Below are 25,860 nucleotides of genomic sequence, written 5' to 3'. Positions count from 1 at the left end.
GCGGTGAGGAGTCTGCCGTCGCGAACGCTGAGGCTGCTGTTCCTACTGGTGCCGTGCATGGCGATCACCAGCGCCACCGGTCGGAGCCTGGGTGCACCGCGCTGCCGTGCTCCCCTGATCCGCCGCAAACAGTGGCGTATGACGGCGGTCGCGGCGATCGGGCTGCTGGTCCTCGTCCCGTGTGCCATAACCCTGCGGATCTTCGCCGACGACGACCGCTTCGACACGACGTTCGCGGTCGTCCAGGCCATCGAATTCGTCGGAGGCACCATCAATGCGCTGCTGCAGAGCCTGATCGCGCGCGCCATCGAAAACCTGACGTCCACCGGGCGCTCCTGAACCCAGGACCTGAACCCAGGAAGGGAAGTTCATGAAGACCCGAGTGCACGCTGTTGCCAGGATTCTGGCACTCTCGCTGATCAGCCTCTTCTTCACCGCATCGGCTTTGGTCGAGATCTTCGGCGACGACGCCGGGGGCGACGCTCCGCAGGCCGGCAGGTAGGACGCGCAGGCGTGGCGGAGGTCGTGCGGTCTCAGCCAGTCAAGACGACGGCGCTCCGCGCCGCCGCACACAGATGCAGCACGACGATCGCCATGCTGTGGCCGACCATCGCACGGGTCGGCGGGCGATCGACGGGTCGGGACTTCGTGCCTCAGCCCCGGCCCACCGGGTGTCGGTGCCGTCGGCCGCTTTGGCCTGCGCGGACCCAAGGCTCTAGGCACGTGAGGCTGCGACGCTGCGTAGGCTCTGCAACCGTGGGCATCCGATCTTTCATCTTCGCCGAACGACCTGACCTGCATCAGCAGGCCAACAAGATCTTCAACGCCGATTGGCCCGAGTTCATCTTTCACGACCCGGTGGCCGATCAGTACATGGGACGGGTGCGGGAATTCTTCGAGGACATGAGCCTGCTCCTAGTTGACGGGGATGATCAGATCGTCGCCGGGGGTTGGGGCGTCCCGGTGCGATGGGACGGCACCGCCGACAAGCTGCCTGGCGGCTACGACGACGCATTGAGGCAAGCAGTAGAACTGCATGAGAACGGTGGCCGACCCGACACTCTGGTCATCGCCGCGGCCCAGGTCCGTCGGGACCTGCAGGGACAGGGACTGGCAGCACAGATGCTCCGGCGCCTCGCTGACGCCGGTGAGCAGGCCGGGCTGACGCGAGTGATCGCGCCGGTCCGCCCGACGCTGAAGGCGCGTTACCCATTGACGCCGATGGGGCGATTCATGACTTGGACACGGCCGGATGGTGCTCCGCTGGACCCATGGCTGCGGACCCACCAAAGGATGGGCGCCCACATGCTGTGCCCGGCGGAGCGCTCCATGGTCATGACGGGTTCCGTCGCAGACTGGGAGAACTGGGTCGGCATGGCCTTTCCTGATTCGGGCTCCTACGTAGTTCCTGGTGCCCTCGCCCTGGTTGCGATTGATCAAGTGCATGACCTGGGAGAACTCATCGAACCGAATGTCTGGGTCCAGCACCGGTGACGCCTGGTCTCCCATCGCAACGTGCGCCGCATGCAGCGGCAGGGAGGCGACAATCCAGGCCTGAAACTCGGAAACCAGCGGACGAATAATCCGCTGCCGCAGCTGCTCAACCGGCGCCAGTTGACCAACGTGTCACCAGCCGCCGATGGCCCTCTGAGCTGGGGGTAGTAGGGGCTCTTCGCAGTTGAGGGTGTAGCGCCGAGAATATGGAGCTGTTGGACGGTTGGATGTGAGTCGTCAGGAGGTGCGAGAGTCGTAGTTCTCGCGGTTTGCGAGGACCTCGGCCATGTGGGTCTGCGCCCAGCTTCTGAGCCCGCGCGTCATGTGGTGGAGCGAGAGGCCGAGGTCGGTCAGCTCGTAGGAGACGGTGACAGGGACGGTAGGCGTCACGGTACGGGTGAGCAGACCATCGTGCTCCAGCGATCGTAGCGTCTGGGTCAGCATCTTCTGACTGACCCCAATCAGAAGACGAGAGATCTCGGAGTAACGCATCGCCTTCGGCGCGTCTGCGTGTGCCGCACCGGGCTGGCCAGCACTGTTGTCGCCGCCCAGCGCACACAGGATCAGGACGACCCACTTGTCCGAGATTCGGTCGAGCAGCTGCCGGCTGGGGCACCCTGCCAGGAACGCGTTGTACTCCACCTTGGCCTGAGCCCTCTTCTGGGCCGCCTTCATCGTCGTCACTGATCGCACCTCTCACCAATGGGTGGGTTACGCACTCCAGAGTGCCTACTTCCCGATAGGAAGTTTCTCTCCAATGCTGATGCAGGGAGGCAGCAGACGCCACCCCCAAGTGCACGACGAAAGGCAACAAGATGAGCACACCCTCCCTCTCTCTTCCCGGCGGCACCTGGACTCTGGGTGACCTGACCGTCACCCGGTTCGGCTACGGCGCCATGCAACTGGCCGGCCCGTGGGTCATGGGGCCGCCCGCCGATCGCGAGGGCGCCCTGGCCGTCCTGCGTGAAGCGGTCGACGTCGGCATCACCCACATCGACACCAGCGACGCCTACGGGCCGCGTGTCACCAACGAGTTGATCCGCGAGGCACTGCACCCCTATCCCGAGTCGCTGCACATCGTGACCAAGGTGGGCGCGACCCGCGACGAACAGGGTGGCTGGCCTACGGCCCGGCGACCCGAAGATCTGCGCCGCCAGGTCCACGACAACCTCAAGTCCCTCCGGCTCGACGTACTCGACCTGGTCAACCTCCGACTCGGCAACGCCGAAGGTCCCCAGCCCGGCTCGCTCGCCGAGGCGTTCGAGACGCTCGTCGAACTCCAGCAGCAGGGCCTGATCCGCCACCTCGGGGTCAGCAACGCCACCGCGGAGCAGGTCACCGAGGCACAGGGCATCGCGCCGATCGTGTGCGTGCAGAACATGTACAACCTCGCCCACCGCCACGACGACGAGCTCATCGACCGGCTCGCCACCAACGGCGTCGCGTACGTGCCCTTCTTCCCCCTCGGGGGCTTTACCCCGCTTCAGTCCTCGGCGCTCTCGGCGGTCGCCGCTCGATTGGAGGCGACACCGATGTCCGTCGCACTGGCCTGGCTGCTGCAGCGATCATCGAACATTTTGCTCATCCCCGGCACGTCATCGACGGCACACCTGCGCGAGAACATCGCCGGCGCAGGGCTCTCCCTCTCTCCTGAGGACTTGACCGAGCTGGACGACATCGGCCGCTGAATGCCCCAGAGCTGAACGGCTCACCAGCCACCGGCTCCTGGATGATCGTCGTGCCGTTGCTGGGGCCGTGGGTGGCTAAGGCGGAAGGCTGACCAGGCAGGGCGGGGTACGCGCGATGCGCTTGTACCCACGTACCCTTGCGGCATGTGCCGGTATAGCGCGGGAACTTACAAGGTCCACTATGTGTGCTCGCCCTGCCGCGTGACTACCAAGCGACGCCCGGAGGAGCGAGCCCAGCTCTGTAACCGTTGCCGCGAGCCCATGATTGACGCCGGGCGAGATTTCGCGGCACCACGCCGGAGTGATGGCCCAGCTTGGCGAGCATTGAGCGCCCTCCTCCACGCCGGTTTGGACTTCCACTCCTGCGGTTGCAGTGGTCCGGGCTTTCGACCACGGACGCCCAGGCAAGTCCGAGAACGTCTCCAATTAGTGGACCGCAAAGGGATTCCTATCCGAAAGGCCATGGCTCTGGCTGACCCGCACGAAGAGTGAAAGCCCAGGTCGCAGGCTGATCGTCGTGCCATTAGCGTGCCATTAGCCGGCGACGAGCGGTCAACCACGGTCACTCACGACCGGCCCGAGACGGTGAGTACCTCATGGGCGAGATGGATGATTCGGAGTCCGTCTCCTGTTGGTCTTTCTACGGAGACGATCTAGCAGAGGCATTGAGGGCGCTCTAGTCGCCGAGTTGCATTCCTGGTTGCAGTTCCAGGTGATCCAGGACGGTTCAGATCGGATTACGTACGAGCCCTGACCTGCATCGAACTGTGCGGAGCTACGGCAAGCCGATCTTTTAATCCGTAGGTTCAGGGTTTGAGTCCCTGACGCCCCACCACTCATACCCCATCCGACCTGGGGGCTGTCAGGGCTGGCGTCCGGTGAAACACAGGAACGCGGTCTGGGCGTCGGCGCCTTCGGGCACCGGGATGCTGGGGTCGAATGCTCCTGTGGCCAGGAGTCCGGCGTGGTGGGGGATGAGCGCTTGGTGGGTGCGGGCGACATCGTCAGAGTCGAGGACCTCGTCGCCGCCGGTGGCGCGGGCCAGGTCCCAAGTGTGCCCCAGCAGCTCCAGGGAGCCGATCACGTCGGCGGCCTGCTCGACCGGAACGGGCCCGAGCGGGCCGCCGGGCAGTCGCCGCGAGGCCAGCGCCGAGTCGAGGAGCATCGCGACCATGTCGTCACTGCAGGCGGTGAACGCAACCGCCAGGTCGGCGCCGGGTTCCACGGCCGGCGCGTCGGCCATGGGAGAGACCGCGACGCCATGTGCGGCGCTCGGCGGAGTCCCGTGGACCATGGCCAGGATGCCACGGTGCCCGTTGATGACGTGCGCGACCACGTCGCGGGCCGTCCAGCCCTGGCAGGGACTCTTCGCGTCCCACAGATAGTCGGGGGTCGCCCTGATCCGGGCCAGGAAGCCCTCGGCAAGGTGGGCATAGCGATCTGCGATGTCAGACATGAAGGAATTCCTTTTGCCGAAATGGGGGCGTGGGCGTCTGTCGCGGTGAGGTCATCGGGCTTGAAGAGCGCGGAGGACCTCGTTGAGACGGTGGGTGACGATGGAGCGCCAGCCACTGCCCATAAGGGTGCGGGCGCGCTGTTGGAGTGGGTTGTCAGGATCGATGCCCTCGTGGACAAGGAAGAGCCGGGTGCCGCGACCCTCGGGCTTCAGAGCCCAGGTGATGGTCCAGTCAGCAGCGTTGGGGCTGCTGGGGTCGACATCGCGCCAGCCGATGCGCAGCATGCGTTCGGGTTCGAAGGCCAGCACCTCGGCCTGGATGGTGCCGGAGAAGCCGATGCCTGGCATGGCCCGGGCTTGCATGGTGTAGCGGTGGCCGACCTCCAGGCGGAAGTCGCCGGGCATCAGCCACTGGGCGATCAGCTCGGGCTCGGTCAGCGCGCGCCACACCTTCGCCGGCGGATGTGCCAGGAACTGCTCGACTCGGACGGCGGTCAGATCGTCTGCGGTCACGACTCAACCTCGCCCAGCGAGTCGAGGAGGTCGCGCAGCCCGGTGAGCTTCTCGCGCCAGAACCGCTCGAACGGATTCAGCCACTCCTGCACCTCATACAAGGGGGCGCCCTCCAGGCGGTAGAGCCGCTGCCGTCCTGTCCTGGTCTCGCTGACCAGCCCGGCTTCCCGCAGCACCCGCAGATGCTCGGAGAAGCTGGGGCGAGCCATGGCGAAGTGCGAGGCGAGTTCGTTGACCGGCTGCGGCCCGGCTTCCCGCAGCAGCCGCAGCACCTCTCGGCGCACCGGGCTGGCTAGCGCCGCGAACACCTTCTCCTCGCTGCCCGTCCCGAGGGTGGCCATCGGCGTCAGACTCTCGAAGTGGCCGGCGCGCAGAGCACGAAGCTGTTGCCGTCGGGATCCGTAACAGTAGCCTGGCGGCCCCAGGGCTGATCCGTCGGGCCGTGGACGGCGGCACCGGCCGCCAGCAGTGCAGCGCAGTCGGCATCGAGGTCGGCGGTCTCCAAGATGGTGCCGGTGGAGCTGCCGGGGGTGAAGCCCTGCTCGGCAGTGGCCAGCGTAAAACTGGTCTGGGCTCCCTTGGGGGCGACCTGGAGCCACCGCACCGGGCCCATCTGCTGATCGACGACGACATCGAAACCCAGCTGGGAGACGTAGAAGTCCTTCGCCCGGTCTTGATCGGAAACGGGGATGGTGACGACAGAGGCATGCGTGATGTTCATGCCGCCACTATAAGTAGGAGATTTCCTACCTGTCACATCGATCACGCTGAAGCGGGTCATACGTCGATCATGCTGGCGGGTCATTGTTCGATATCACCTCCGAGTGGGACACCGTTGGCGAAGTAGATCAAAAAGAGGCGGCCCCATGATCACGCCTGTGATCATGGGGCCGCTGACGAATCGCATGTGCGCCTGTCCCCCGTGCGAGCTACCCGTGAATGTCCACCGCACGGGGACGATTCCAGACCGCCGAATCTCTAGCGTTTCTTGGCGTAGCGGCGGCGCCCCGCCGCGGAATCCCCCCATGTAAGGGAGTCGTCATGCGGTTGTTGAAACAGCTCGTGCCCGTCGCGATGGTCGCCTTCGCCGGCAGCGCGATCGTGGGCGCGGTGCAGGGGAACTCGCTCCTCACCCTGCTCCTCGGCGTCGCGACGGCCGTGCTCACGGTGCTCGTGTACGCCCGCGTGGTGCGGTGGTCCGAGCGCCGCGCACCAGTGGAGGTGGCGGCGCAAGGCGCCGCCACCTCCATCGCACGGGGGGCGCTGATCGGTGTCGCGCTGTTCGCGGCCGTCATCGTGAACATCGCTCTCGTGGGCGGCTACCGGATCGACGGCCTGGGCTCGCTGACGAGCGCGGTCGGGCTGCTCGGCTTCATGGCCGCCGCCGCGGTGACGGAGGAACTGCTCTTTCGCGGCATCCTGTTCAGGATCGTCGAGGAACGCCTGGGGACGTGGCTGGCGCTGGCGCTGACCGGCCTGGTGTTCGGCCTGATGCATCTGACCAACCAGCACGCCAATCTGTGGGGCGCGGTCGCCATCGCGATCGAGGCGGGCGGTATGCTCGCCGCCGCCTACGCCGCCACCCGCACCCTGTGGGTACCGATCGGCGTGCACTTCGGCTGGAACTTCGCCGCGGCCGGCATTTTCAGCACCGAGGTCTCGGGCAACGGCGCGACGCAGGGGCTGCTGCACGGTGTGACCTCAGGCCCGGCCCTGCTCACCGGCGGCGATTTCGGGCCGGAGGCGAGCCCGTACGCGGTGGTGTTCGGCCTGCTGCTGATGGTCGTGTTCATGTGGCTGGCCCGCCGGCGCGGCAACCTGGTCCCGCTCCGGCGCGCCGCGACCGCTACGCTCGCCCAGTGATCGATCTACGGCGGGTCACGGACCTGTGGCGGCGGTGCGATGTCGTGGTCCGGGATCTGCCGTTCGCGCTGCTGCTGGTCATCGCGTCACTCCTGCCGGCGTTGCACGGCAACGGGACGCAACTCGGCGACCTACCGCCCCGACCCTTCGACGCGCTGGCCGCCCTGGTGCTCGCCCTCGAGTGCCTCCCGCTCGCCGTGCGCCGACGGTGGCCGGCCGTCAGTCTCGTCCTGGTGTCGCTCGGCTTCGCCCTCGACCAGCTCCGCGCCTACCACACGGTGGCGGGCACCGCACTGCCCATCGCGCTCATCAGCGCAGGCACCCATCTGGAACGTCACCGGCGCGTCACCGTGGTCCTCCTCTCCGCGGCGTACCTTCCGCTGGCGCTCGCGCTCGACCGGTCCGGCTCAACCGAGGGGCCGGAAGGATACGTGACGTTCTACCTGGCCCTGACCCTCGCGTGGGGCATCGGGGCCTGGCTGCGCTCCACCCGCGCCGCCGAGGCCGAACGCCGCCGCCACGTCGCCGAGGCCACCCGCGCCGCCGAACGCACCCGGATCGCCCGCGAACTCCACGACGTCGTGACGCACCACGTGACGGCGATGGTCGTGCAGGCCGAGGCCGCACGCTACCTGACCACCGCCCCCGACCGCCTCGACGCGACCTTGAGCGCCGTCACCGACACCGGCCGACGGGCGATCGCCGACCTGCGGCATCTGCTCGATCTGCTCAACCCCGACCACGACGCCGACGTCAGGGTGCCATCCGTCGGCGAACTTCACACGCTCGTAGAGCAGACGCGCCTGGCCGGGCAGCTGGTGGAGTTCACCGAGGAGGGCAGTCCGGCGGAATCGGCCGGTAGCGCCGAGTTCGTCGCCTATAGGGTCGTGCAGGAGTCCCTGACGAACGCTCTCAAATACGCCCAGGGCAGCCTGACCGTGGTCCAGGTGCGCTATGGCGAGAAGGAGATCAGCGTGGAGGTCAGCACCGACGGCCCCGGCTCCAGGGCCGCCTCTCCCGGCGGGAGCGGGCGGGGCCTGGCCGGGCTCCGCGAGCGGGTGGACGCCCTGGGCGGCGAGTTCAGCGCCGACCGCCAGGCGGGTGGCGGCTTCGTGGTACGGGCCCGCATCCCCGCGGGGAGCCCGTCGTGACCGCGCCGATCCGGGTCCTGGTCTGCGACGACCAGGCGCTGATCCGCACCGGCTTCGCGACGATCATCGACGCACAGCCCGACTTGGAGGTGGTGGGCGAGTGCGGCGACGGTCGCGCCGCGGTCGACCTGGCCCGCCGGCTGAGCCCCGACATCGTGGTGATGGACGTGCGGATGCCGGTGCTCGACGGCATCGAGGCCACCCGCCTGCTGGCCGGCGCCGGGGTCGAGAATCCGATCAGGGTGCTCGTGGTGACGACGTTCAACCTGGACGAGTACGTGTACGAGGCGCTGCGCGCGGGGGCGAGCGGGTTCCTGCTCAAGGACGCCCCACCGGCGCAGCTCCTGCACGGCATCCGCACCGTCACCTCGGGCGCCGCGCTGCTGGCACCCGAGGTGACGCGGCAGCTCGTCGGCAGGTACGCGGCCCGGATCCGCCCCGCCCAGGCCACGCCGGACGAGACCGCGCTGACCCCGCGCGAGCTGGAGGTGCTGCGCCTCATCGCAGACGGCCGGTCCAACAGCGAGATCGCCGCGACGCTGGTGATCAGCCATGAGACCGTCAAGACGTACGTGTCCCGCATCCTCACCAAGCTCGACCTGCGTGACCGCGTGCAGGCGGTGGTCTACGCCTACCGCAAGGGCCTGGTGACCTGAGATGCCGGCCCGCCGTCAGCTCCGGGCACGGCCGGCGATCGTGGCGGCCATGTCCGAGTGCGGTCGCCACGGCGCGTCGGACGAAGTTCTCCACCGTCGGCTCTCCGACCAGGGCGGGGCGGCGTAGCAGCGCCAGTACAGGTCGATGATCTGAGCCGAGAGTGCGGCGGTGGCGGGCCCGTCGTGGCACCGGTAGCGACGGTCCATAGTCGCCTCGCTGCTGGTCGTGTGATCAGAGGGGTGTGTACGGTGTCCGCACGCCGGTTGGACAGCTTCTAAGGAAGGCCGGCGTGCGGGCACCGTCACTCCGGGGCCGCCTCGGCGGTGGAGTTCGGGTTCCGCCGAGGCCGCCACGGGGCTCGTGGAGGCGGCGTCAGATGGTGGCGGCGCGTGCGGCGTCGAACCGGGCGATGACGTCCGTCCAGTTGATCAGTGTCCAGAGCTTCTCGACGTAGTCCGGGCGGACGTTGCGGTACTGCAGGTAGTAGGCGTGCTCCCAGGCGTCGAAGACCAGCAGCGGGGTGGCGTTCATGCCAACGTTGCCGTGGTGGTCGTAGACCTGCTCGACCACCAGGCGGCGGCCCAGCGGCTCCCAGGCGAGAACGCCCCAGCCGGAGCCCTGCACTGTTGCCGTCGCGGTCGTCAACTGCTTCTGGAACGCCTCGAAGGAGCCGAAATGCTCGGCGATGGCGGCGCCGAGCTCTCCATCGGGGCGGTCGCCACCGTCCGGGGAGAGGTTCTGCCAGAAGATCGAGTGCAGGACGTGGCCGGACAGGTTGAACGCGAACGTCTTCTCCAGTCCGACCAGGTTGCCGAACTCGCCCTTGTCCCTGGCCTCGGCCAGTCGTTCCAGGGTGTCGTTGGCGCCCTTGACGTAGGCCGCGTGGTGCTTGGCGTGGTGCAGCTCCAGGATCTCGCCCGTGATCGCCGGCTCCAGCGCGGCGTAGTCATACGGCATGTCCGGAAGGGTGTACTGACTCATCGTCATCTCCCGCATGTAGCCACTAGTTGCGAGTAATAAGCAATAACAATAGTCATGCATCAAGGAGTGCTGGAAGTAGCCCGTCGTCTGAGCCGTTCGCGTTGACGGGGTCGTTGACGCCGCCGCCCCGGCAGCAGGTCTTCGTGGCACGCACGAGCGTGCCTCCTTCAGGGGGCCATCGACGCCCGCGCCAGCGGGGCTGCGGGATCGACCGACAGGTCGAGCGGGCAGGCGGGCGCCCCGGCGGCGTGCAGCAGCCCGCCTACTGCGGCGATCATCGCGCCGTTGTCGGTGCACAGCCTGGGCGGTGGGACGCGCAGCGTGATCCCGGCCGCGGCGCAGCGCTCGCCGGCCGACTCGCGCAGCCGATGGTTGGCGGCGACCCCGCCGACCATGATGAGGGTGTCGATCCCCTGCTCGCGGCAGGCGGCCACCGCCTTGCCGGTCAGCACGTCGACCACGGCCTCCTGGAAGGAGGCGGCCACGTCCGCCACGGAGACCGGGCCGCGTTCGACGTGCCGGGCCACCGCCGCCTTCAATCCGGAGAAGGAGAAATCGTGACTGCCCGGCATGGCCCGGGGAAACGCGATCGCGTGCGGGTCGCCGCCGAGCGCGGCCCGGCTCACGGATGGTCCTCCGGGGTAGGCCAGACCGAGCAGCCTGGCCACCTTGTCGAACGCCTCCCCCGCGGCGTCGTCACGGGTGTCACCGAGATGGACGATGAGGTCACGGGCCAGGTCGTCCACGCGCAGCAGGGACGTGTGACCGCCCGAGACGATCAGCGCGACAGAGCGCTCGGGGAGCGGGCCGTGTTCCAGGGTGTCGGCGGCCACGTGGCCGGCCAGATGGTGCACGCCGTACAACGGAATGTCCCAGGCGAGTGCGAGCGCCTTGGCCGCGGCGACTCCGATCTGCAGCGCGGTGGCCAGGCCGGGGCCGGCGGTGACGGCCACCGCGTCCACGTCCGAGGGGGTCATGCCCGCGACGGCGAACGCCTCGGTCACGCACGGCATGAGCGTTTCGAGGTGGGCCCGGGCGGCGATCTCGGGCACGACCCCGCCATACCGAACGTGCTCGGCCATGCTGGAGGCCAGTGCGTCCCCGGCCAGCCGGCCGTCCACGACGATGCCGACGCCCGTCTCGTCGCAGGACGTCTCGATCCCTAGTACGACCGCCACACCGGCTCCTTATTGCGTATAATTTGCAACTACCAATCTATGGTGATTGAGCGGAAACGAGGCCCGAGGGCCTCCGGTGCGCGTCACCGCACCGTGCCGCTCCCCACAGACCGCGAAATCAGGGAGACGACGCAGAACGTGGACGTTCGCCGCCGGGGCACCGTCCGGCCGATCCGCCATGTAGGGGACCCCGTGCTCCACCGCCCATGTGCGCCGGTGACCCGGTACGACGAGGAACTGGACGAGCTGGTGGAGGACATGTTCGCCAGCATGTACGCCGCCGAAGGGGTCGGGCTGGCGGCCAACCAGATCGGTGTCAGCCTGCGCGTCTTCGTCTACGACTGCCCGGACGAGAACGACGAGTTCCACAAGGGCGTCGTGGTGAACCCGGTGCTGGTCATGCCCGCGGTCGGAGAGCGCCGGATCGACACCCACGACGAGGGCTGCCTGTCCGTACCGGGGCAGCGAGCCGTGCTCGGCCGCCCCGACCGCGCCACAGCGCACGGTTTCGACCCCACCGGAAACCCGGTCACGGTCAAGGGCACCGGCCTGCTGGCCCGCTGCCTCCAGCACGAGACCGACCACCTGGAGGGCCGCCTCTACATCGACCGCCTTCCAGGGAAGCGGCGCAAACAACTACTGGAGGACTACCGGCGAGCGGCTTCGTCCCCCGCCGCCAGGTGACCCGTACGCCGCGTCCAGGCGCCACCGGCTGCACGTGCGGGAGTTCCGGGCAGGGCTGGAAGCGAGAAGGCCGAGCACGAGGTTGGCCACCAGCGGCGACCACACCAGCCACGCCACCGCTCACTCGCCCGTTGTCCGGCGGGTACTCCCCCGCCCCTGGCGACCGTCTTCGAGGCCGCGCAGCAGCTCGGTGAGCAGCCGCTCGTCCTCGGGATCGAGGTCGGCGACGAAGTGAGCGAGAACGCCGGCACGGTCGCCGCCCTTCCCGAGCAGGCGGCTCATCTGCGTGGCCACGGCGATCGACTGCGCCGCCTCGGCGTCGGAGGCCACCCGGTAGGCGTAGGCGCGGCCGGCGGGCTCGCGCTCGGCCAGCCCTCGCTTGTGCAGCCGGGCGAGGGTGGTCATGACGGTGGTGTAGGCGAGCTCGCCGCCTAGCCGGGCTTGCACCTCACCGGGGGTCAGCGGTCGACCGGCCTCGGTCAGGCAGTCCAGGATCTCCTGCTCCAGGACGCCCGGGGGACGCCTGCCTGACCTTCGCGACGGCTTGGTCATTCCCACCCCCGGGTCTACTACAGGCGCCAATCGTAGCTTGCGCCGTCGAGGTGCGGGCTCAGGCCTCCAGGTGTTTCAGGGTCTTCTCGAGGGTCCTCATCGCCGCGCCGCATCGCGCCTGGCTCGGGGAGTCGGCCCGCAACGCGGTCAGCGCCCCGTCGATCGCACCGTCCAGAGCGTGCCAGTCACTCGGCGAGCGGGGCTTGAGACCGGCCTCGGCGGCGTCCCAGGCCACCTCGAGATCCTTGATCCGAGTCTTCGCCCCGGCCAGGTCGTCCTTGGCGGTGAGCGCGTTGACATCGTCGATGATGACGGCGAAGGAGGACAGGTCCCCGAGCTTGGAAGTCGATGCCTGCTTCGCCGCCGCCGGGGAACCGGCGGGTTGGCCCGCTGCGCCCGCCGACATCCAACTGCCGACCCCGACGGCGACCACGATGCCGGCGACCGCCCACACCAGGTCCGCGGGCCGGCCCAGGCTTGCCCTGCCCGACTTGCCCTCGGCGTGCGAGCCCGCACGGAGGGCCCTGGTCGCGGCCACCTGCTCGCGGGCGACCAGCACGACGATGACGGCGAAGAACAGCATGCTGGTCCTGGTCGCGCCCAGGCCGAACCCACCGAGCGAGTGGTCCTGGGTCAGCAGGTCACCAACCGCGGCGCCCAATGGGCGGGTCAGGATGTAGGCGGCCCAGAACGCCGGCACCTGCCAGGCCTCGACCCGCCACAGCACCAGCGTGACGAGGAAGGCGCCGCCGAACAGCAGCGCGCCGTTGCGGAATCCGAGGCTCAACGCCTCGGTGGCCAGGTCGCCTGCCGCGGTGCCGAGCGCGAACGTGGTCAGAATGGCCGCCCAGTAGAACGCCTCCCGTCGAGGCGTGTTGATCGCGGTGATCGACAGCGTCATCTCCTGCCGGTACCAGACGGTGAAGACCACGGCCAGAAGCACCGCGAACAGCGTCGTGCTGACGTACAGGCTGATCCCGAGCGTGTCGGTGAGGAAGTCGGTGATCTGCGTTCCCGAGATGCTCACCAAGACGACGGACAGCCAGTAGGTCCATGGGGTGTAGCGGCGCGAGGACGCCTGCAGGATGAGAGCCGCCGCCAGGACGACGAACACCAGACCATCGGTCAGCACCGGGCCGAGCCCGACATTGACCGTGAGGTAGTCCGCGAACGTCTCTCCTACCGTCGTCGAGAGGATCTTGATGACCCAGAAGGTCGCTGTGACCAGGGGCACCTTGTTTGCGATCTGCCGTCGCCGAGGTGAGGCAGCGGTGGACACCATGCGCACGCTCCAGACAGGAAAGGGACACGGTCACTGGCGCCTCAACAGCACCAGCCGACAGTAGATACTACTCACGCGAATAGTAGAAAGCGGGGGATGTTCAATCGGGCGAGTTCGGAAGCCTGCTTGGCTCAGCCGTCCTCGGGCTCGTCGGCGTCGCCTTTGCCCTCCTGCTCGTGCTGGTCACCCGCCTGGCCCCGCTTGCCTTCCCGGGCCTCCGAACCGGCCTCCTGCCCCTTGTCGTCCTGGCCGTCCTCGGCCTCGGCCTTCTGGCCCTGCTCATCCTCCTTGGCGCCCTCGTTGGGCTCCGCGTTCTCCGCGGGCGGGGCGACCTCGGTCCGGGGGGCCTGCTCGGTAGGGACGGCGGAGGACGGGGCGGGGGCGGGACCCTGCTCGGTGGAGGAGGCGTACGCGGCGACTCCGCCGCCCGCCACGAGGACGGCCACGGTGGCGAGTCCGGGGATGATCACAGACCTACGCATTGAAATATCTCCGATGCATTGACGACGTGCTGACCCCCTCAGTCTGCGGAAACGTGGGATAGCGGCAGGTTCGGCCAGCCATAACGCGAGGTTAATCCTGGTCCGAAACCCCGGATCCGGACTTGGCCGCGCGTGCGCAAAGGTAAGCGCCGCGCTAACCACGTGCTGAGCGGGCGCTGTAACGTCCCTCCATAGCGTGCGGTCATGAGATCAGGCAGCAGAACGACAGTCCCGATGCCGGTCTCCGCCGCGTTCCTGGGCCTGGGGGTGGTCGTCGGCTTCGCCGCGCGCACGCCCGCGTGGACCGCGGCGGACACGCGGGTGAGCCAGGCGGTGCAGTCGCTACGCGGCCCCTGGCTGACCGCACTGGCACAGGTCCTGAACGTGGGCTTCGGCCCAGTCGTCGGCACGGCCCTCGTCGCCCTCCTCGTCGTGGGTGTCGCCCTCTCCGGACGGACGCGCGCCGCCGGAGGCATGCTGCTGGTGATCGCCGCCGGGTGGGGCGTGAGCGCGCCGGTCAAGGCCATCGTCGCCCGTCCCCGGCCACCGGCGGTCCACGCCCTGGTGCAGGAGCTGGGCCCCGACAGCTTTCCCAGCGGTCACGTGTGCCTGACCCTGTCGATCGCGGTCGCCGTGGCACTGCTGGCCAGGAAGACCCGTTTCGTCTGGCCCGTCGTGGCGACGGGCGGCGTGCTGGTGGCCGGCCAGATGTTCGCCAGGGTCTACCTCGGGGCGCACTACCCCACCGACACCCTGGGCTCGATCATCCTCACCCCGGCCGCCATCCACCTCGCCGCCCACGCGCGCAGACTCGGCGTGCTCCTGCTGCGCGCGGACAACCGCCGCAGGGCACGCCGGGCCACCCCGCCCGACACCCGCCAGGTGAAGATCCTCCTGCTGCACGCCCACGGCATGGGCGGGACCATCAGAACCGTCTTCAATCTCGCGGGCACCCTGGCGGCCGAGCACGATGTGGAGATCGTCAGCGTCGTCAGGACCAAGCCGGAGCCCTTCTTCCCGGCGCCGCCCGGCGTCCGTATCACCTTCCTGGACGACCGCCTGGGCCGCCGCCCCCGTGGTCCGCGGCTCGCACGCCTGCTACGCAGCCGCCTCATCCCGCCGGACGAGGCCGCGTACGACAAGTTCGACCTGCGCACCGACCTGGCCCTGCTGCGTTTCCTGCGCGGGCTGCGCACCGGCGTCCTGATCACCACACGCCCCGGGCTCAACCTGGCCGCCGCCCTGCTGGCTCCGCCCGGCGTGATCACGATCGGACAGGAGCACGTCGGCTTCGGCTCGCACAAGCCCTCCGTCCGGGACATGATCTCCCGCAGGTACGGCAGGCTCGACGCGCTGGTCACCCTGACCGAGGCCGACCTGGGCGCCTACCGGGCAGCACTGGGCCGCCGCGCGCCCCGACACCTGCTGCGCATCCCCAACGCCACGCCGCCCCTCACCGGCGGCCCCTCTCCCCTGAACGCCAAGACCGTCATCGCGATCGGCCGCCTGGTCAAGGTCAAGGGCTTCGACCTGCTGCTGCACGCCTGGGAACGGATCAGCGCCGTACACCCCGGCTGGACGCTGCGCATCGTCGGCTCAGGGCCCGAGCGCGCCCGGCTGCTCAAGCAGGCCGGCGAGCTCGGGCCGGCCTGCTCGGTCGAGCTCCCCGGCCCCTCGCGCGACGTCGGCGCCGAGCTCGACGACGCCTCGATCTTCGTGCTCAGCTCGCGCCGCGAAGGATTCCCGATGGCGATCCTGGAGGCGCTGAGCAAGGGCGTGCCCGTGGTCGCCTTCGACTGCCCGCACGGCCCCGGCGAGATCGTCACCCACGGCCACGACGGGCTACTGGTCCCCCGGCGGGACGTCGCCGCGCTGGCCGCGGCGCTCGGCCTCCTCATCGACGACGAGAGCGAGCGCCGCATGATGGGAACGGCCGCGCTGACCACTTCGAGACAGTACGACCCGGACGTCATCGGCCGGCGATGGACCGAGCTGCTGTCCGAGCTGGAAGCGGGCCGCTGAACGGTCACAGGTCGCGCAGCACCGTCAACGGCGGCCGTCGCGCGGCCCGTACCGTCGCCGCCCCAGCGGCCAGCAGCGCCGCGACACCGAGGACCGCCAGCACCCCCAGGTACGCCCACGGCACGGCCAGCGCGTCCGGAGGCGGGTCGAACACGCCGCTGAGGACGGCGACCAGCATCCGCGACAGCGCCCACCCGCACAGCGCCCCCAGCACGGCCGCGCCCACGCCGACCAGCCCCACCTCGGCCCACACGAATGAGCCCAGCTGCCGCGGAGTCGCCCCCAACACCCTGGCCAGCGCGTACGTGCGGCGCCGCTCGGCGAAGCCGAGCGCCAGCAGCAGGCCCGTGGCCAGCGCCGCCAGCGCCAACGCGTAACCCAGCTCGATGGCGGTCAGTCCGGACAGGTCCACGGCGGTCAGGCTGCTGCCGACCACCTGTCGGGTGGTCTCCACGTCGGTGACCTTCGCCGTCGGCCCGAGCCTGCCGCGCACCGCGGCGGCCACCTGGCGCGGCGGGGTCCCGTCGGTGGTGATCAGGTACGTGGTGGCAGCCGGCAGGTGGCGCGCCAGATAGGAGGCGTTGGCCACGAGGAAGCTGTCGCGGGGCGCGGTCGGGAACTCGGTGATGATGCCCGCGTAGTGGAAGGGCACGGTCGTGCCGTCCTCGCCGCGCAGCCGCACCTGGTCACCGAGACGGAGCTGGAAGTCGTTGACGGTCTCCTGGCTGACCAGCAGCGCGTCCGGCTGCCGGGAGAGCCGGTCGAGGATCTCGCGGGCGGTCCCGCCCAGGACGTAGGCGTCCCGCAGGCGCGTGGTGGCCGGGCGGATGCCGTACAGGTCCTGCAGGTCGGAGCCGACGTAGGCGAAGCGGTGCTGCAGCGGCTCCACCCGCGCCACGCCGGGCACGGCCGCCAGCTGCTGCGGCGTGGCGGTGGTCTGGGAGACGGTGACGTCGGCGCCGTTGGTCAGCTCGGCGTCCACCTGCGCCTGCTGGCCGTAGGTGGTGTCGAAGACGGACGTGGAGACGGCGAACGCGACGGCCAGCGCCGCCAGGGTCGCCGCGCGGGCCAGCGGCGCGCGCTGGCGCGTCAGCATCGCCGACACCGTGCCCGCCAGCCCACCGGCCAGCGGCCGAACCGCCCACGTGATGGGCAACGTCCGGGTCAGGCGCCAGATGAGCAGGCCCGCGCCCGCCCACAACAGCGCCGGCCCGGCGAAGGCCCAGTAGTCGACCGACAGCTGGGGCAGGCCCTCGGGGACCAGGACCAGCTGGTAGCCGTTCTGGCTGGTGATCCAGAAGATCACGGCGGATCCGGCCAGCAGCCACACGTCCAGCCCGTAGCGCAGCCAGAGGGGCAGGCGGCGCGAGCCGCCGACGGGGCGGCGGGCCGCGGCCACGGTGCCGGCGCGCAGCGCGGGCAGCAGCACGGTGCCGCCGGCAACCAGCAGCCCCAGCACGGCCGCCCACCACGACACGCTCGCCGACCCGAACAGCGCCCGCCCGGCCAGGGCGGCCAGCCCGAGGCCGGTCAGCACGCCGGCCACGCTCACCAGCGCGGTCTCGGCCAGCGCGAGCCGCACCAGTGCGGCCTGGGACGCGCCCCTGGCGCGCAGCAGCGCCTGCTCGGCCGCCCGCCGCTGCGCCCCCGCCCGCGTCACCAGCCCTGCGAGCAGGGCCGCGAGCACGACGGCGGGCGCGCCCAGGAACAGGAACAGCACCTGCGAGTACAGGGCGTCGGCACGGGCGGCGTCCAGGGCCGCGCCGAGGTTGTCGCCGACCAGCCCGCTGCCGGCCATCCGCTCCTCCAGGTTGCGCGCCTGCCCGGCGACCGCGGTGTAGGCCGCCGCCGGATCGGGCGGCAGCCGGTGGTCGATGCGGACGTGGAACTGGGTGCGCACCCGGTCACGCGGGATGCCGTCGAACAGCCGGTGCCAGTCGGCCTCCGGCAGCAGCAGCACGTTGTCCGGGGGCGCCTGCGGCTGGGCGCCAGGTGGCGCGCCGACGCGCTGGAACAACGAATCGGCTGCGGGCAGCTCCACCACGCCGGTGATCGTCACCCGCGCGTCCGGCAGCCCCGGCCGGCGCACGGTGACGTTCGCCCCGGGCTGGGCGTGCAGGTTGGCGGCGGTCTGCTGGGCCAGCAGCGGCCCGTTCGCGTTGCCCGCCAGCAGGCGCATCTCGCCAGGGAAGGTGGCGGCATAGTCGGCGGGCAGGCCGAGGACCTGGCCCGCGCCCGTGGTCAGCGTCTGCCCGCCCTGCCGCGCCTCGAATCCGTCGATCCTGGCGAAGCTGACCTGCCTGGACGTGCCGGGCATCGGGACGGACACGGTCTGGCCGGGCTGCTGCTCCACCTGCCAGTCGACCGGCACCCGCTGCACCGAGCGGGCCGTCATGGTGGCCTTGGCGGAGGTGAGGAACGCGCCCATCGCGGCGGGAAGGGCCACGGCGAGCGCGATGCCGGCCGCGGCGGCGGCCAGCCGGGCGGTCCGCCGGGCCAGCAGGCCACGCAGCCAGGTGAGGATCAACATGTGAGGGCTCCGTCGCTCATGGTCCAGGTCTCGGGCAGCCGGGCCGCGACCTGCGGGTCGTGGGTGGCGACCACGAGGGCCGCATCCAGCCGGGCGGCCACTCCTGTGAGCAGATCCACCACCCGGCGGGCCAGGTCGGAGTCGAGCTGTGCCGTGGGCTCGTCCGCGATGATCAACTGGGGCTCGGCGGCCAGCACGCGGGCGACGGCGACGCGCTGCGCCTGCCCGCCCGACAGCTCTTCGGGCAGCGATCCGGCCAGGTCGGCCAGCCCGATGGTGTCCAGCGCGATCAGCGCCCGCTCCTCGGCCTCGGCGTCGGCGACACCCGCGATGAGCAGCGGCAGCGCCACGTTCTCGGTGACGTTGAGCGGCGGCAGCAGGCTCGGCCCCTGGAAGACCACGCCGACGCGGCCGCGCGGGTGGTCGTCGAAGGCGGGCCAGGCAATGCGCCCCGCCGTGGGCCGGTCGAGCCCGGCCAGCAGGTGCAGCAGTGTCGTCTTGCCCGACCCCGACGCGCCGGTGACCGCGATCTGCTCACCGGGCCGCAGCTCGCAGGTGACGCTGTGGACGGCGACCAGGGCGTCGGCTCCCTTGCCGTACGCCCTGGCCAGGTCCTGACAGGTGACCAGCGTGGTCATGCCGCCCGCCCGTCCTTCAGCTCCACCACGCGGTCGGCCAGCCGCCGCACGGCCGGGCTGTGCGAGGCGATCACCACGGCGGTGCGCTCGCCGGCCTGCTCGCGGATCAGCCGCAGCACCGGCCCCTCCGTGTGCTGGTCGAGCTCGCCGGTGGGCTCGTCGGCCAGCAGCAGCGCCGGGCGGTTGGCCAGCGCCACGGCCAGCCCCGCGCGGGCCGACTCGCCCCCGGACAGCTGGCTCGGCCACGCCCCCGCCCTGGCCGCCAGCCCCAGACCGGCCAGCAGTTCGTCGCGCAGGCGCCGATCACGCCGGCCCGCCAGCCGCTGGGCCAGATCGACGTTGGCGGCGACCGTCAGATGCTCGATCAGGTTGCCGCTCTGGAACAGCACGCCCACCAGCCGGGCGCGCAGCGCGGCCCGCTCGGCCTCCGGCCGGTGGCTGATGTGGTGGCCGTCCACCCTGACGGTGCCGCCGTCCGGGTCGTCCAGCCCGCCCAGGCAGGCCAGCAGTGTGGACTTGCCCGACCCCGACGGGCCGCTGACCAGCACCACCTCGCCCGCAGCGACCTCAAGGCTGACGCCGCGCAGCGCCCTGGTCTCCTCATCGCCCGACCGGTAGAACCGGTAGAGCTCCTCCGCCTGCAGGATCATGGCGCCGTCCAGCGGAAGGAGTCGGCGACGGTGCGCCACGGGTCCACGTTGTCGGCGCCGACCGGCCCGGACAGGGTCAGGATCGCCTGGCGCCCGCCCCGGTAGAAGGTGTAGCGCTCGATCTCGTCGTTAACGACCTTGCCGGTGACCGGGTCGGGGTTGCTGTCGGCGCGGTAGACGACCCGCACCGCCGTGCCGCCCTTGCGGGACACCGTGTCGACCGTGCGGATCTCGCCGCTGTGCACCTGGCTCCGGACCGACGCCTCGGTCGGAGGCGAGGCGGCGGGCGCGGTCTCGACGCGGATGCTGTTCAGCTTGTCGGTGAAGCCGGCCCCGGTGGGCAGATCCGTGCGCGCCCACCCTTCGGGCACCTGCACCTCGTACGGCTGCCCGTGGTGCCGGTAGGCCACGAACACCGTGTCGTCGGGGATGTCGCCCGCCGGATTCGACTCCGTAACCTGCGGAGCCGGGGGGTCACTGCTTGCGGGTGCCGGTGATTGGGCCTGTGACCGGTCCTGTGTCTGCGTCTGGGCGGCAGTCCCCGCCGCGCAGCCCGCCGCCAGCCCTGCCATCGCCAGGGCGATGACGCTCTGCCGTACATTCATACGCGCCACGCTAGGAACGGGCCGGACAGCGCCCGCTGAGCAAAGGGTTAGCGGGGCGTTTACCTTGCTTCTGCCACCCTGGAGGGGTGACAGCACAGGGCGTGCCGCTGCGGCGGCGGGTGCTGGTGGTGATCGTGAGCGTGACCGCCCTGGCCGTCGCGCTGTTCCTGGTGCCCCTTGCGGTCGCGGTGAACCTCCTCTACCACGACCAGACGGTGGCCGCCCTGCAACGCGACGCCGCCTGGGTGGCCGCCGCCGTCCCCGACGAACCGCGAGTGCCGTTGAAGCTGCCGACTGGCCTGCCGGGTGACCTGGCCGTCGGTGGCTACAGCGTGCTCGGCACGCGGATGTTCGGCAACGGCCCCGGCCACTCCAGCCTGGCCGCCTCCAGCAAGGACGGCCGCGTGCACGACACAGTGGAGGGCGGATTCCTGGCCGTGTCCGCCCCCGTGCCCTCCGACGAGGGCCCCGCGCTGGTCATCCGCGTGGCGACGCCGAACTCGGAGGTCGCGGAACGCGTCCATGAGGCGTGGCTGCTCATGGGCGGGCTCGCGCTGATCGTGATCGCGCTGGCCGCGGGCGCGGCCGTGCGGCAGTCGGCCAGGCTGGCAGCCCCGCTGGAACGGCTGACCGCCGCCGCGCAGGCGCTCGGCGGTGGCGACTTCAGCGTCCGCGCCTCCCCCTCCGGGCTGCGGGAGGCCGACCAGGCCGGGCAGGCGCTGGAGTCGACGGCGCGCCGCCTCGGCGACGTGCTCGCTCGCGAGCGGGCCTTCAGCGCCGACGTCTCCCACCAGCTGCGCACCGGGCTGACCGGCCTGCTGCTCGGCCTGGAGTCTTCGCTGTCGCGCCCTGGCACCGACCTGGCCCCCGCGGTCCGTGCCGCGCTGGCCAGGGGCGAGCGACTGCAGGAGGTCATCGACGATCTCGTGCGGCTCAGCCGCGACAGCCGCGTGCCGAGCGAGCAGCTCGACGTCGCCGCGCTGATGCAGGAGCTCCGCCAGGAATGGCACGGCCCGCTGGCCGAGCACGGCCGCCGCCTGACCATCACCGTGGAGCCCGCGCTGCCGCCGGTAACCGCCCAGCCCGCGGCCGTCCGGCAGATCCTGCGTGTCCTGCTCGACAACGCGCTGCGCCACGGCCAGGGGGAGGTCACCGTCACCGTCGCCGACGTGGGCCCCGGGACGGCCGTCGAGGTGAGCGACCGCGGGCCGGGCGTGGCAGAAGGGGTGGACCCGTTCGTCAGGTCCAGCGGCCACAGCCACGGCATCGGGCTCGCCCTGGCCCGCTCGCTGGCCGAGGCGGAGGGCGGCCGGCTGGTGCTCAGCCGGACCAGGCCGCCGCTGTTCAGCCTGCTGCTGCCCGGCGACGACATCTGACCGGACGGTCGCGCGTCAGGGCTCGTAGCGGTAGCCGCGTCCGCGCACCGTGACGATCCGCTCCATCCCCTCGCCGTGCTCGGCCAGCCTGCGGCGCAGCGCGAACACGTGCACGTCGAGCGTCTTGGTGGGGCCGAACCAGTTTTCGTCCCACACCTCGTCCATGAGCTGCTCGCGCGTCACCACCTCGCCCGCCCGGCTGACCAGCGCCGTCAGCAGGTCGAACTCCTTGGGCCGCAACGCCAGCTCCGCCTGGCCGATGAAGGCGCGCCGGGCGGGCAGGTCGAGCCGCAGCCGCCCGGCGGTCATCAGGCGCTCCCCCTGCGCCGGGCCGCGCCGCCGCAGATGGGCACGGATCCTGGCCATCAGCTCGGTCAGCCGGAACGGCTTGGTCAGGTAGTCGTCGGCGCCGGCGTCGAGCGCCACCACGACCTCGAACTCCTGCGTGCGGGCCGTGAGCACGACGATCACCGTGTCGGGCACCCTTGAGCGCAGCCGCCGGCAAAGGGCCACGCCGTCCAGGTCGGGCAGCCCCAGGTCGAGCAGCACGAGATCCGGCTGGTGCCGCTCGGCCGCCCGCAGCGCCTCGGCGCCGTCGGCGGCCGGCTCGGCCTCGTAACCTTGGGCCGCCAGCGCCTCGACCAGCTCGGACCTGATGACCAGGTCGTCCTCGACGACCAGCACACATGTCATGCGCCCGATGGTACGGGCGGCGCCGCCATGCAAGGTTGAGCTGCCAAGATACGCCGAACCGGTCGTCTCGGGGAAGGTAGGGCAGGGGTAGGGAACCTGGACGAGCTGGGCACGTTCAACAGCCCTTCCCGGAAAATGTCATGCGCATCGCACAGTTGATAGGGGTGACGTCCCCTCGGGTGGTGATGAACCAGATCGCCGGCAGGTCCTGGGCTCAGGCGCGGTTCGTTCGTGAGCGCCATCCCTGAAAACGATCTTCGTCGAGCTCTACCCTCCTGGGTTGAGCCGGAGATCCTTCCCACGCCAGAGGCGGCAGCCGTACCCGACCGGCACCGTGAATAGGGTGAAACGTGCACTCATCATCACCGCCCTGGCCCTCACACTGGCCGGATGCGGCTCCACCCCACCGCAGCGCCTGACGGTCCCAAAGCCGACGGGCCCTCATCCGGTGGGGACCGTCTCGGTCCATCTGGTCGACCAGTCCCGCCCGGATCCCTGGAACGGCTCCGGCAGGAAGCGGGAGCTGATGGTCAGCCTGTGGTACCCGGCCCGGGACGTGCAGGCCCACCCGGTCGCCCCCTGGATGCCGAAGGCGGCGGCGGATCGGTACTTGGAGATGAACGACCTGGAGCCGGGCTCGCTGCTACTGGACCGGACCGACGGCCACGAGGGCGCGCCCGTCGACGCGAGCCTGGGCAGGCTGCCGGTCGTCCTGTACTCGCCGGGCGCCAACTCCTCGCGCGCGTACGGGACCGGCGTCGTCGAGGAACTGGCCAGCCAGGGGTACGCGGTGGTCACCGTCGATCACCCCTATGACGCGGCGGTGGTGGAGTTCCCCGGCGGCCGGGTGGAGACGAGCGCCGAGCTGACCGACTTCGCCAAGGCGGTCGACGTCCGGGTGGCCGACGTGCGCTTCGTCCTGGACAGCCTGCCCTCCCTGGAGGAGAAGCTGCCCGGCCGTAACGGGAAGCCGCTCTTCGACCTCGCGCGGATCGGAATGTTCGGGCATTCGCTCGGCGGCGCGGCCACCTCCTCCGCCATGTACGCCGACCCGCGGATCAAGGCCGGGCTCGGCCTGGACGGCGCCGTCTTCGGCAAGGTCGCGCAGTCCGGACTCGACCGGCCCTACATGGTGGTCGACACCGATGGGAAGGGCGGCATGGCGGTCAATCCGACGCTGCGCACCTTCTGGAACGGATTGCGAGGCTGGCGACTCAACGTGACGCTCAATGGGGCGGCGCACAACTCCTTCGGCGACGACGTCCTGCTCATCCCCATGTCGGCCGAGCCGCTGGGGATGGGAAAGGAGCAGCTCGAGGAGGTCGTCGGCACGATCCCGGCCGAGCGGGCGCTGGCCTTCCAGCGCGCCTACCCGCTGGCCTTCTTCGAGCAGAACCTGCGCGGCCGTCCGCAGGAGTTGCTGCAGGGCCCGTCACCCGCCTTCCCCGAGGTCTCCTATCGCCGCTGACGGCCCCTGCCCACCGGCCGTGACCACGCCGCCCTCGTAGGCGGCGATGACGAGCTGCGCCCGGTCGTGCGCGGCGAGCTTGGCCAGCAGGCTGCGGATATGGGTCTTGACCGTTGCCGCCCCGATGCCGAGCCGCTCGGCGATCTGCGGGTTGGTCAACCCTTGAGCCACCAGCGAGAGCACCTCCCGCTCCCGGCCGGACAGCTTGGTCAGCCCCGCCGCCAGCCGGGCCGGGATTCCGGTGGGCTCGCGCCGGGCGAACTCCCCGATCAGCCGCGTGGTGACCGACGGGGCCAGCAGCGCCTGTCCTTCCCCCACAATGCGCAGCGCCTCCAGCAGGTCGCCCGGCCGGGTGTCCTTCAGCAGGAATCCGCTGGCTCCGGCCCGCAACGCCCCGTAGACGTACTCGTCGAGATCGAACGTGGTCAGCATCACCACCCGCGTCTCGGCGGTCACCGGGTCGGCCCGGATCAGCTCGGTGGCCTTGATCCCGTCGAGGCCGGGCATGCGGACGTCCATGAGCACCAGGTCGGGCCGGAGGGCGCGGGCCAGCTCCACCGCCTGCTCCCCCGTCCCGGCCTCGCCGACGGCCTCCAGGTCGGGGGCGGTGTCGATCAGCCTGCGCAGCCCCGCGCGCAGCAACGGCTGGTCCTCGGCGACCAGCACCGTGAACGTGTTCACTTCTCGTCCTCTCCGGAACCGCCTGGCAACAGCAGCCTTGCGCGAACGGCGAAGCCGCCTCCGGGCTCCGGTCCCGCCGAGAACGCTCCGCCGTACAGGGTCACCCGCTCTTCCAGCCCGGCCAGCCCGTGGCCCCCCTCACGCGGCGCACCCCCGCGACCGTCGTCGACGACCTCGACCACCAGCTCGCGCTCCGCACGGGTGCCGACCGCCACCCGGCATCGGGCCGGGCCGGCGTGTTTGAGCACGTTGGTCAGCGACTCCTGCACGAGGCGATAGACGACGAGGGCCACCTCGTCGCCCACCGCGAGGCCGGGCTCGACGTCGAGCTCCACCCGAACGTCGCCGGCCGGAATCGCCGCGACCAGCTCGCGCAGCGAGTCCAGCGTGTACGGCGGGCCGTCCTGGTCCCCGGAGGCGTCGCGGAGCAGACCGAGGAGGCGGCGCAGGTCCGCCTGCGCCTTCCGGCTGGTCTCCTCGATGATCGACAGGGCCTCGCCCGCCTCCTCGGGGTGCGTGGTGGCGACGTGGTTGGCGATGCCGGCCCGCATGGAAATCAGGCTCATGCTGTGGGCGACGATGTCGTGCACGTCACGAGCCATGCGCAGCCGTTCCGCCGTGGCCGCGGCCTGCGCCGACCGTGCGACGGCCTGCGCGGCGTACGCGCGCTGCTCCCGTACGGCAAGCCCGATCGTCCACGCCAGACCGAGCACCAGCCAGGCGAATCCGCACGCCGACGCCGCCTCGGCCCACGAGGGCGAGTCGATCGCGGCACCGGCGGCGGTCACGGCCAGCGCGGCCACCAGCGCCGCTACCGCCGTCCGGCGTACTTCCAGCAGCGCCACCGCGTGCAGCGCGACCGCCAAGGGCACGAACGCCTCCTCCCACCGGACGAACGGCGCGAACACCGCCGCCACCAGGACCAGCGCGCAGACCAGGACCGGCCACCGGCGCCGCCCTGCCAGCGGCAGGCAGGCCAGCGCGATCATCGGCACGGCCGCATACGGCGACACTCCGGCGGACTCCGGCACCAGCACCGCCGGCACCGAGAACCCGGCGGCCAGGGCAACGGCCGCGAACGCGTCGACGGCGACCCAGTGTCCCGGTCGCAGCCTGCGCGCGATCAAGGGACGCCGTTCGGCCATGCGCCCACCCTAGACGGGGCCGACCGACAGCTCGCCGCTGCCGACCAGCCGGCCTCTCGTACCCGAGCTGA

The 25,860-nt window shown here is 70.7% G+C and carries 28 protein-coding genes; 11 read left to right on the top strand and 17 right to left on the bottom strand.

Annotation, left to right across the window (positions count from 1 at the left end; translation table 11 throughout):
* Positions 1-57 precede the first annotated feature (57 nt).
* From AWQ71_RS22565 to AWQ71_RS22560, 3 genes are all read left to right on the top strand, one after another.
* On the top strand, positions 58-339 hold the full coding sequence (locus AWQ71_RS22565; RefSeq protein WP_157570489.1) for a hypothetical protein: 282 nt from the start codon (positions 58-60) through the stop codon (positions 337-339).
* Positions 340-370: 31 nt separating this feature from the next.
* Complete coding sequence (locus AWQ71_RS44445; RefSeq protein ID WP_281196218.1) at positions 371-502, top strand: hypothetical protein; 132 nt, start codon at positions 371-373, stop codon at positions 500-502.
* Between the two features lie 254 nt (positions 503-756).
* The gene (locus tag AWQ71_RS22560) at positions 757-1,494 is read left to right on the top strand and encodes a GNAT family N-acetyltransferase (protein ID WP_067136309.1); all 738 of its coding nucleotides are present in this window, start codon (positions 757-759) and stop codon (positions 1,492-1,494) included.
* Between the two features lie 237 nt (positions 1,495-1,731).
* Here the strand turns inward: AWQ71_RS22560 and AWQ71_RS22555 are convergent, their stop codons facing one another.
* Positions 1,732-2,169 (bottom strand): winged helix-turn-helix transcriptional regulator, encoded by a 438-nt coding sequence (locus AWQ71_RS22555; RefSeq protein WP_439650376.1) that lies wholly within the window; start codon positions 2,167-2,169, stop codon positions 1,732-1,734.
* A 140-nt stretch (positions 2,170-2,309) separates the two neighbouring features.
* On the opposite strand from AWQ71_RS22555, the gene AWQ71_RS22550 reads away from it, so the two are divergent.
* Positions 2,310-3,182, top strand: a complete 873-nt coding sequence (locus AWQ71_RS22550; RefSeq protein WP_067136305.1) for an aldo/keto reductase family oxidoreductase — start codon at positions 2,310-2,312, stop codon at positions 3,180-3,182.
* Positions 3,183-4,044: 862 nt separating this feature from the next.
* Here AWQ71_RS22550 and AWQ71_RS22545 read toward each other — a convergent pair.
* From AWQ71_RS22545 to AWQ71_RS22530, 4 genes are read right to left on the bottom strand one after another with little or no spacing between them, the layout of a single operon-like run.
* The gene (locus AWQ71_RS22545; RefSeq protein WP_067136303.1) at positions 4,045-4,638 is read right to left on the bottom strand and encodes a maleylpyruvate isomerase family mycothiol-dependent enzyme; all 594 of its coding nucleotides are present in this window, start codon (positions 4,636-4,638) and stop codon (positions 4,045-4,047) included.
* 51 nt (positions 4,639-4,689) lie between these two features.
* On the bottom strand, positions 4,690-5,151 hold the full coding sequence (locus AWQ71_RS22540; RefSeq protein ID WP_067136301.1) for an SRPBCC family protein: 462 nt from the start codon (positions 5,149-5,151) through the stop codon (positions 4,690-4,692).
* On the bottom strand, positions 5,148-5,492 hold the full coding sequence (locus tag AWQ71_RS22535; protein WP_067136299.1) for an ArsR/SmtB family transcription factor: 345 nt from the start codon (positions 5,490-5,492) through the stop codon (positions 5,148-5,150). The genes AWQ71_RS22540 and AWQ71_RS22535 overlap by 4 nt, the downstream gene beginning before the upstream one ends.
* A gap of 5 nt (positions 5,493-5,497) precedes the next feature.
* A complete protein-coding gene (locus AWQ71_RS22530) occupies positions 5,498-5,872 on the bottom strand; it encodes a VOC family protein (RefSeq protein WP_067136297.1) in 375 nt (124 codons plus the stop codon).
* Positions 5,873-6,192: 320 nt separating this feature from the next.
* On the opposite strand from AWQ71_RS22530, the gene AWQ71_RS22525 reads away from it, so the two are divergent.
* The 3 genes from AWQ71_RS22525 to AWQ71_RS22515 are packed head-to-tail and all read left to right on the top strand — an operon-like array spanning position 6,193 to position 8,821.
* Entirely contained in the window at positions 6,193-7,014 is an 822-nt protein-coding gene (locus AWQ71_RS22525; protein ID WP_067136295.1) for a CPBP family intramembrane glutamic endopeptidase, read from the top strand.
* Positions 7,011-8,165 (top strand): sensor histidine kinase, encoded by a 1,155-nt coding sequence (locus tag AWQ71_RS22520; RefSeq protein WP_067136293.1) that lies wholly within the window; start codon positions 7,011-7,013, stop codon positions 8,163-8,165. Before AWQ71_RS22525 ends, AWQ71_RS22520 begins: the two co-directional genes overlap by 4 nt.
* The gene (locus tag AWQ71_RS22515) at positions 8,162-8,821 is read left to right on the top strand and encodes a response regulator (protein WP_067136291.1); all 660 of its coding nucleotides are present in this window, start codon (positions 8,162-8,164) and stop codon (positions 8,819-8,821) included. The genes AWQ71_RS22520 and AWQ71_RS22515 overlap by 4 nt, the downstream gene beginning before the upstream one ends.
* A gap of 373 nt (positions 8,822-9,194) precedes the next feature.
* Here the strand turns inward: AWQ71_RS22515 and AWQ71_RS22510 are convergent, their stop codons facing one another.
* Positions 9,195-9,803, bottom strand: coding sequence for a superoxide dismutase (locus AWQ71_RS22510; protein ID WP_067136825.1), 609 nt, complete (start codon positions 9,801-9,803; stop codon positions 9,195-9,197).
* A 167-nt stretch (positions 9,804-9,970) separates the two neighbouring features.
* Positions 9,971-10,981: a tRNA (adenosine(37)-N6)-threonylcarbamoyltransferase complex transferase subunit TsaD gene (gene tsaD, locus AWQ71_RS22505; protein ID WP_067136289.1), complete on the bottom strand. Its 1,011-nt coding sequence runs from the start codon at positions 10,979-10,981 to the stop codon at positions 9,971-9,973.
* 138 nt (positions 10,982-11,119) lie between these two features.
* On the opposite strand from tsaD, the gene def reads away from it, so the two are divergent.
* Positions 11,120-11,665: a peptide deformylase gene (gene def / locus AWQ71_RS22500; RefSeq protein ID WP_067136824.1), complete on the top strand. Its 546-nt coding sequence runs from the start codon at positions 11,120-11,122 to the stop codon at positions 11,663-11,665.
* A 120-nt stretch (positions 11,666-11,785) separates the two neighbouring features.
* On the opposite strand, the gene AWQ71_RS22495 is transcribed toward def, so the two are convergent.
* The 3 genes from AWQ71_RS22495 to AWQ71_RS22485 all read right to left on the bottom strand — a co-directional run bounded on the left by AWQ71_RS22495 (position 11,786) and on the right by AWQ71_RS22485 (position 13,981).
* Complete coding sequence (locus tag AWQ71_RS22495; protein WP_067136287.1) at positions 11,786-12,217, bottom strand: BlaI/MecI/CopY family transcriptional regulator; 432 nt, start codon at positions 12,215-12,217, stop codon at positions 11,786-11,788.
* Between the two features lie 58 nt (positions 12,218-12,275).
* Entirely contained in the window at positions 12,276-13,451 is a 1,176-nt protein-coding gene (locus AWQ71_RS22490) for a COG4705 family protein (protein ID WP_218001911.1), read from the bottom strand.
* 179 nt (positions 13,452-13,630) lie between these two features.
* Positions 13,631-13,981: a hypothetical protein gene (locus AWQ71_RS22485; RefSeq protein ID WP_157570488.1), complete on the bottom strand. Its 351-nt coding sequence runs from the start codon at positions 13,979-13,981 to the stop codon at positions 13,631-13,633.
* 204 nt (positions 13,982-14,185) lie between these two features.
* On the opposite strand from AWQ71_RS22485, the gene AWQ71_RS22480 reads away from it, so the two are divergent.
* A complete protein-coding gene (locus AWQ71_RS22480; RefSeq protein ID WP_245658414.1) occupies positions 14,186-16,003 on the top strand; it encodes a glycosyltransferase in 1,818 nt (605 codons plus the stop codon).
* A 4-nt stretch (positions 16,004-16,007) separates the two neighbouring features.
* Here the strand turns inward: AWQ71_RS22480 and AWQ71_RS22475 are convergent, their stop codons facing one another.
* Genes AWQ71_RS22475 through AWQ71_RS22460 form a run of 4 tightly spaced genes read right to left on the bottom strand, consistent with a single transcriptional unit; the run spans position 16,008 to position 20,426 of the window.
* A complete protein-coding gene (locus tag AWQ71_RS22475; protein ID WP_067136282.1) occupies positions 16,008-18,533 on the bottom strand; it encodes an FtsX-like permease family protein in 2,526 nt (841 codons plus the stop codon).
* Entirely contained in the window at positions 18,527-19,171 is a 645-nt protein-coding gene (locus tag AWQ71_RS22470; protein ID WP_067136280.1) for an ABC transporter ATP-binding protein, read from the bottom strand. The genes AWQ71_RS22475 and AWQ71_RS22470 overlap by 7 nt, the downstream gene beginning before the upstream one ends.
* Positions 19,168-19,860, bottom strand: coding sequence for an ABC transporter ATP-binding protein (locus tag AWQ71_RS22465; protein WP_218001910.1), 693 nt, complete (start codon positions 19,858-19,860; stop codon positions 19,168-19,170). The genes AWQ71_RS22470 and AWQ71_RS22465 overlap by 4 nt, the downstream gene beginning before the upstream one ends.
* Positions 19,818-20,426, bottom strand: a complete 609-nt coding sequence (locus AWQ71_RS22460) for a hypothetical protein (protein WP_067136275.1) — start codon at positions 20,424-20,426, stop codon at positions 19,818-19,820. The genes AWQ71_RS22465 and AWQ71_RS22460 overlap by 43 nt, the downstream gene beginning before the upstream one ends.
* A gap of 86 nt (positions 20,427-20,512) precedes the next feature.
* On the opposite strand from AWQ71_RS22460, the gene AWQ71_RS22455 reads away from it, so the two are divergent.
* Positions 20,513-21,802: a sensor histidine kinase gene (locus AWQ71_RS22455; protein WP_084259164.1), complete on the top strand. Its 1,290-nt coding sequence runs from the start codon at positions 20,513-20,515 to the stop codon at positions 21,800-21,802.
* 15 nt (positions 21,803-21,817) lie between these two features.
* Here AWQ71_RS22455 and AWQ71_RS22450 read toward each other — a convergent pair whose 3' ends face one another.
* Positions 21,818-22,495: a response regulator transcription factor gene (locus AWQ71_RS22450; protein WP_067136817.1), complete on the bottom strand. Its 678-nt coding sequence runs from the start codon at positions 22,493-22,495 to the stop codon at positions 21,818-21,820.
* 343 nt (positions 22,496-22,838) lie between these two features.
* Here AWQ71_RS22450 and AWQ71_RS22445 point away from each other — a divergent pair, with 343 nt between their 5' ends.
* The gene (locus AWQ71_RS22445; RefSeq protein WP_218001909.1) at positions 22,839-23,963 is read left to right on the top strand and encodes an alpha/beta hydrolase family protein; all 1,125 of its coding nucleotides are present in this window, start codon (positions 22,839-22,841) and stop codon (positions 23,961-23,963) included.
* Here the strand turns inward: AWQ71_RS22445 and AWQ71_RS22440 are convergent.
* Together AWQ71_RS22440 and AWQ71_RS43035 are read right to left on the bottom strand one after the other, a co-directional pair.
* Complete coding sequence (locus AWQ71_RS22440) at positions 23,928-24,644, bottom strand: response regulator (protein ID WP_067136273.1); 717 nt, start codon at positions 24,642-24,644, stop codon at positions 23,928-23,930. The two genes, AWQ71_RS22445 and AWQ71_RS22440, sit on opposite strands and share 36 nt — an antisense overlap.
* Positions 24,641-25,789: a sensor histidine kinase gene (locus tag AWQ71_RS43035; protein WP_067136271.1), complete on the bottom strand. Its 1,149-nt coding sequence runs from the start codon at positions 25,787-25,789 to the stop codon at positions 24,641-24,643. The genes AWQ71_RS22440 and AWQ71_RS43035 overlap by 4 nt, the downstream gene beginning before the upstream one ends.
* Positions 25,790-25,860 lie beyond the last annotated feature (71 nt).

Source organism: Microtetraspora malaysiensis, from assembly GCF_001528665.1.
In the GTDB taxonomy this organism is placed as follows: domain Bacteria; phylum Actinomycetota; class Actinomycetes; order Streptosporangiales; family Streptosporangiaceae; genus Microtetraspora_A; species Microtetraspora_A malaysiensis.
The sequence above is the reverse complement of the archived record's forward strand: the minus strand, read 5'-3'. Positions and strand labels throughout refer to the sequence as shown.

Coding starts and splice junctions, on each gene's coding strand:
- AWQ71_RS22565 (WP_157570489.1), top strand. CDS start 58: ATGGCGATCACCAGCGCCACCGGTCGGAGCCTGGGTGCACCGCGCTGC.
- AWQ71_RS44445 (WP_281196218.1), top strand. CDS start 371: ATGAAGACCCGAGTGCACGCTGTTGCCAGGATTCTGGCACTCTCGCTG.
- AWQ71_RS22555 (WP_439650376.1), bottom strand. CDS start 2,169: ATGAAGGCGGCCCAGAAGAGGGCTCAGGCCAAGGTGGAGTACAACGCG.
- AWQ71_RS22550 (WP_067136305.1), top strand. CDS start 2,310: ATGAGCACACCCTCCCTCTCTCTTCCCGGCGGCACCTGGACTCTGGGT.
- AWQ71_RS22545 (WP_067136303.1), bottom strand. CDS start 4,638: ATGTCTGACATCGCAGATCGCTATGCCCACCTTGCCGAGGGCTTCCTG.
- AWQ71_RS22535 (WP_067136299.1), bottom strand. CDS start 5,492: ATGGCCACCCTCGGGACGGGCAGCGAGGAGAAGGTGTTCGCGGCGCTA.
- AWQ71_RS22530 (WP_067136297.1), bottom strand. CDS start 5,872: ATGAACATCACGCATGCCTCTGTCGTCACCATCCCCGTTTCCGATCAA.
- AWQ71_RS22525 (WP_067136295.1), top strand. CDS start 6,193: ATGCGGTTGTTGAAACAGCTCGTGCCCGTCGCGATGGTCGCCTTCGCC.
- AWQ71_RS22510 (WP_067136825.1), bottom strand. CDS start 9,803: ATGAGTCAGTACACCCTTCCGGACATGCCGTATGACTACGCCGCGCTG.
- AWQ71_RS22495 (WP_067136287.1), bottom strand. CDS start 12,217: ATGACCAAGCCGTCGCGAAGGTCAGGCAGGCGTCCCCCGGGCGTCCTG.
- AWQ71_RS22485 (WP_157570488.1), bottom strand. CDS start 13,981: ATGCGTAGGTCTGTGATCATCCCCGGACTCGCCACCGTGGCCGTCCTC.
- AWQ71_RS22480 (WP_245658414.1), top strand. CDS start 14,186: ATGAGATCAGGCAGCAGAACGACAGTCCCGATGCCGGTCTCCGCCGCG.
- AWQ71_RS22475 (WP_067136282.1), bottom strand. CDS start 18,533: ATGTTGATCCTCACCTGGCTGCGTGGCCTGCTGGCCCGGCGGACCGCC.
- AWQ71_RS22470 (WP_067136280.1), bottom strand. CDS start 19,171: ATGACCACGCTGGTCACCTGTCAGGACCTGGCCAGGGCGTACGGCAAG.
- AWQ71_RS22460 (WP_067136275.1), bottom strand. CDS start 20,426: ATGAATGTACGGCAGAGCGTCATCGCCCTGGCGATGGCAGGGCTGGCG.
- AWQ71_RS22450 (WP_067136817.1), bottom strand. CDS start 22,495: ATGACATGTGTGCTGGTCGTCGAGGACGACCTGGTCATCAGGTCCGAG.
- AWQ71_RS43035 (WP_067136271.1), bottom strand. CDS start 25,789: ATGGCCGAACGGCGTCCCTTGATCGCGCGCAGGCTGCGACCGGGACAC.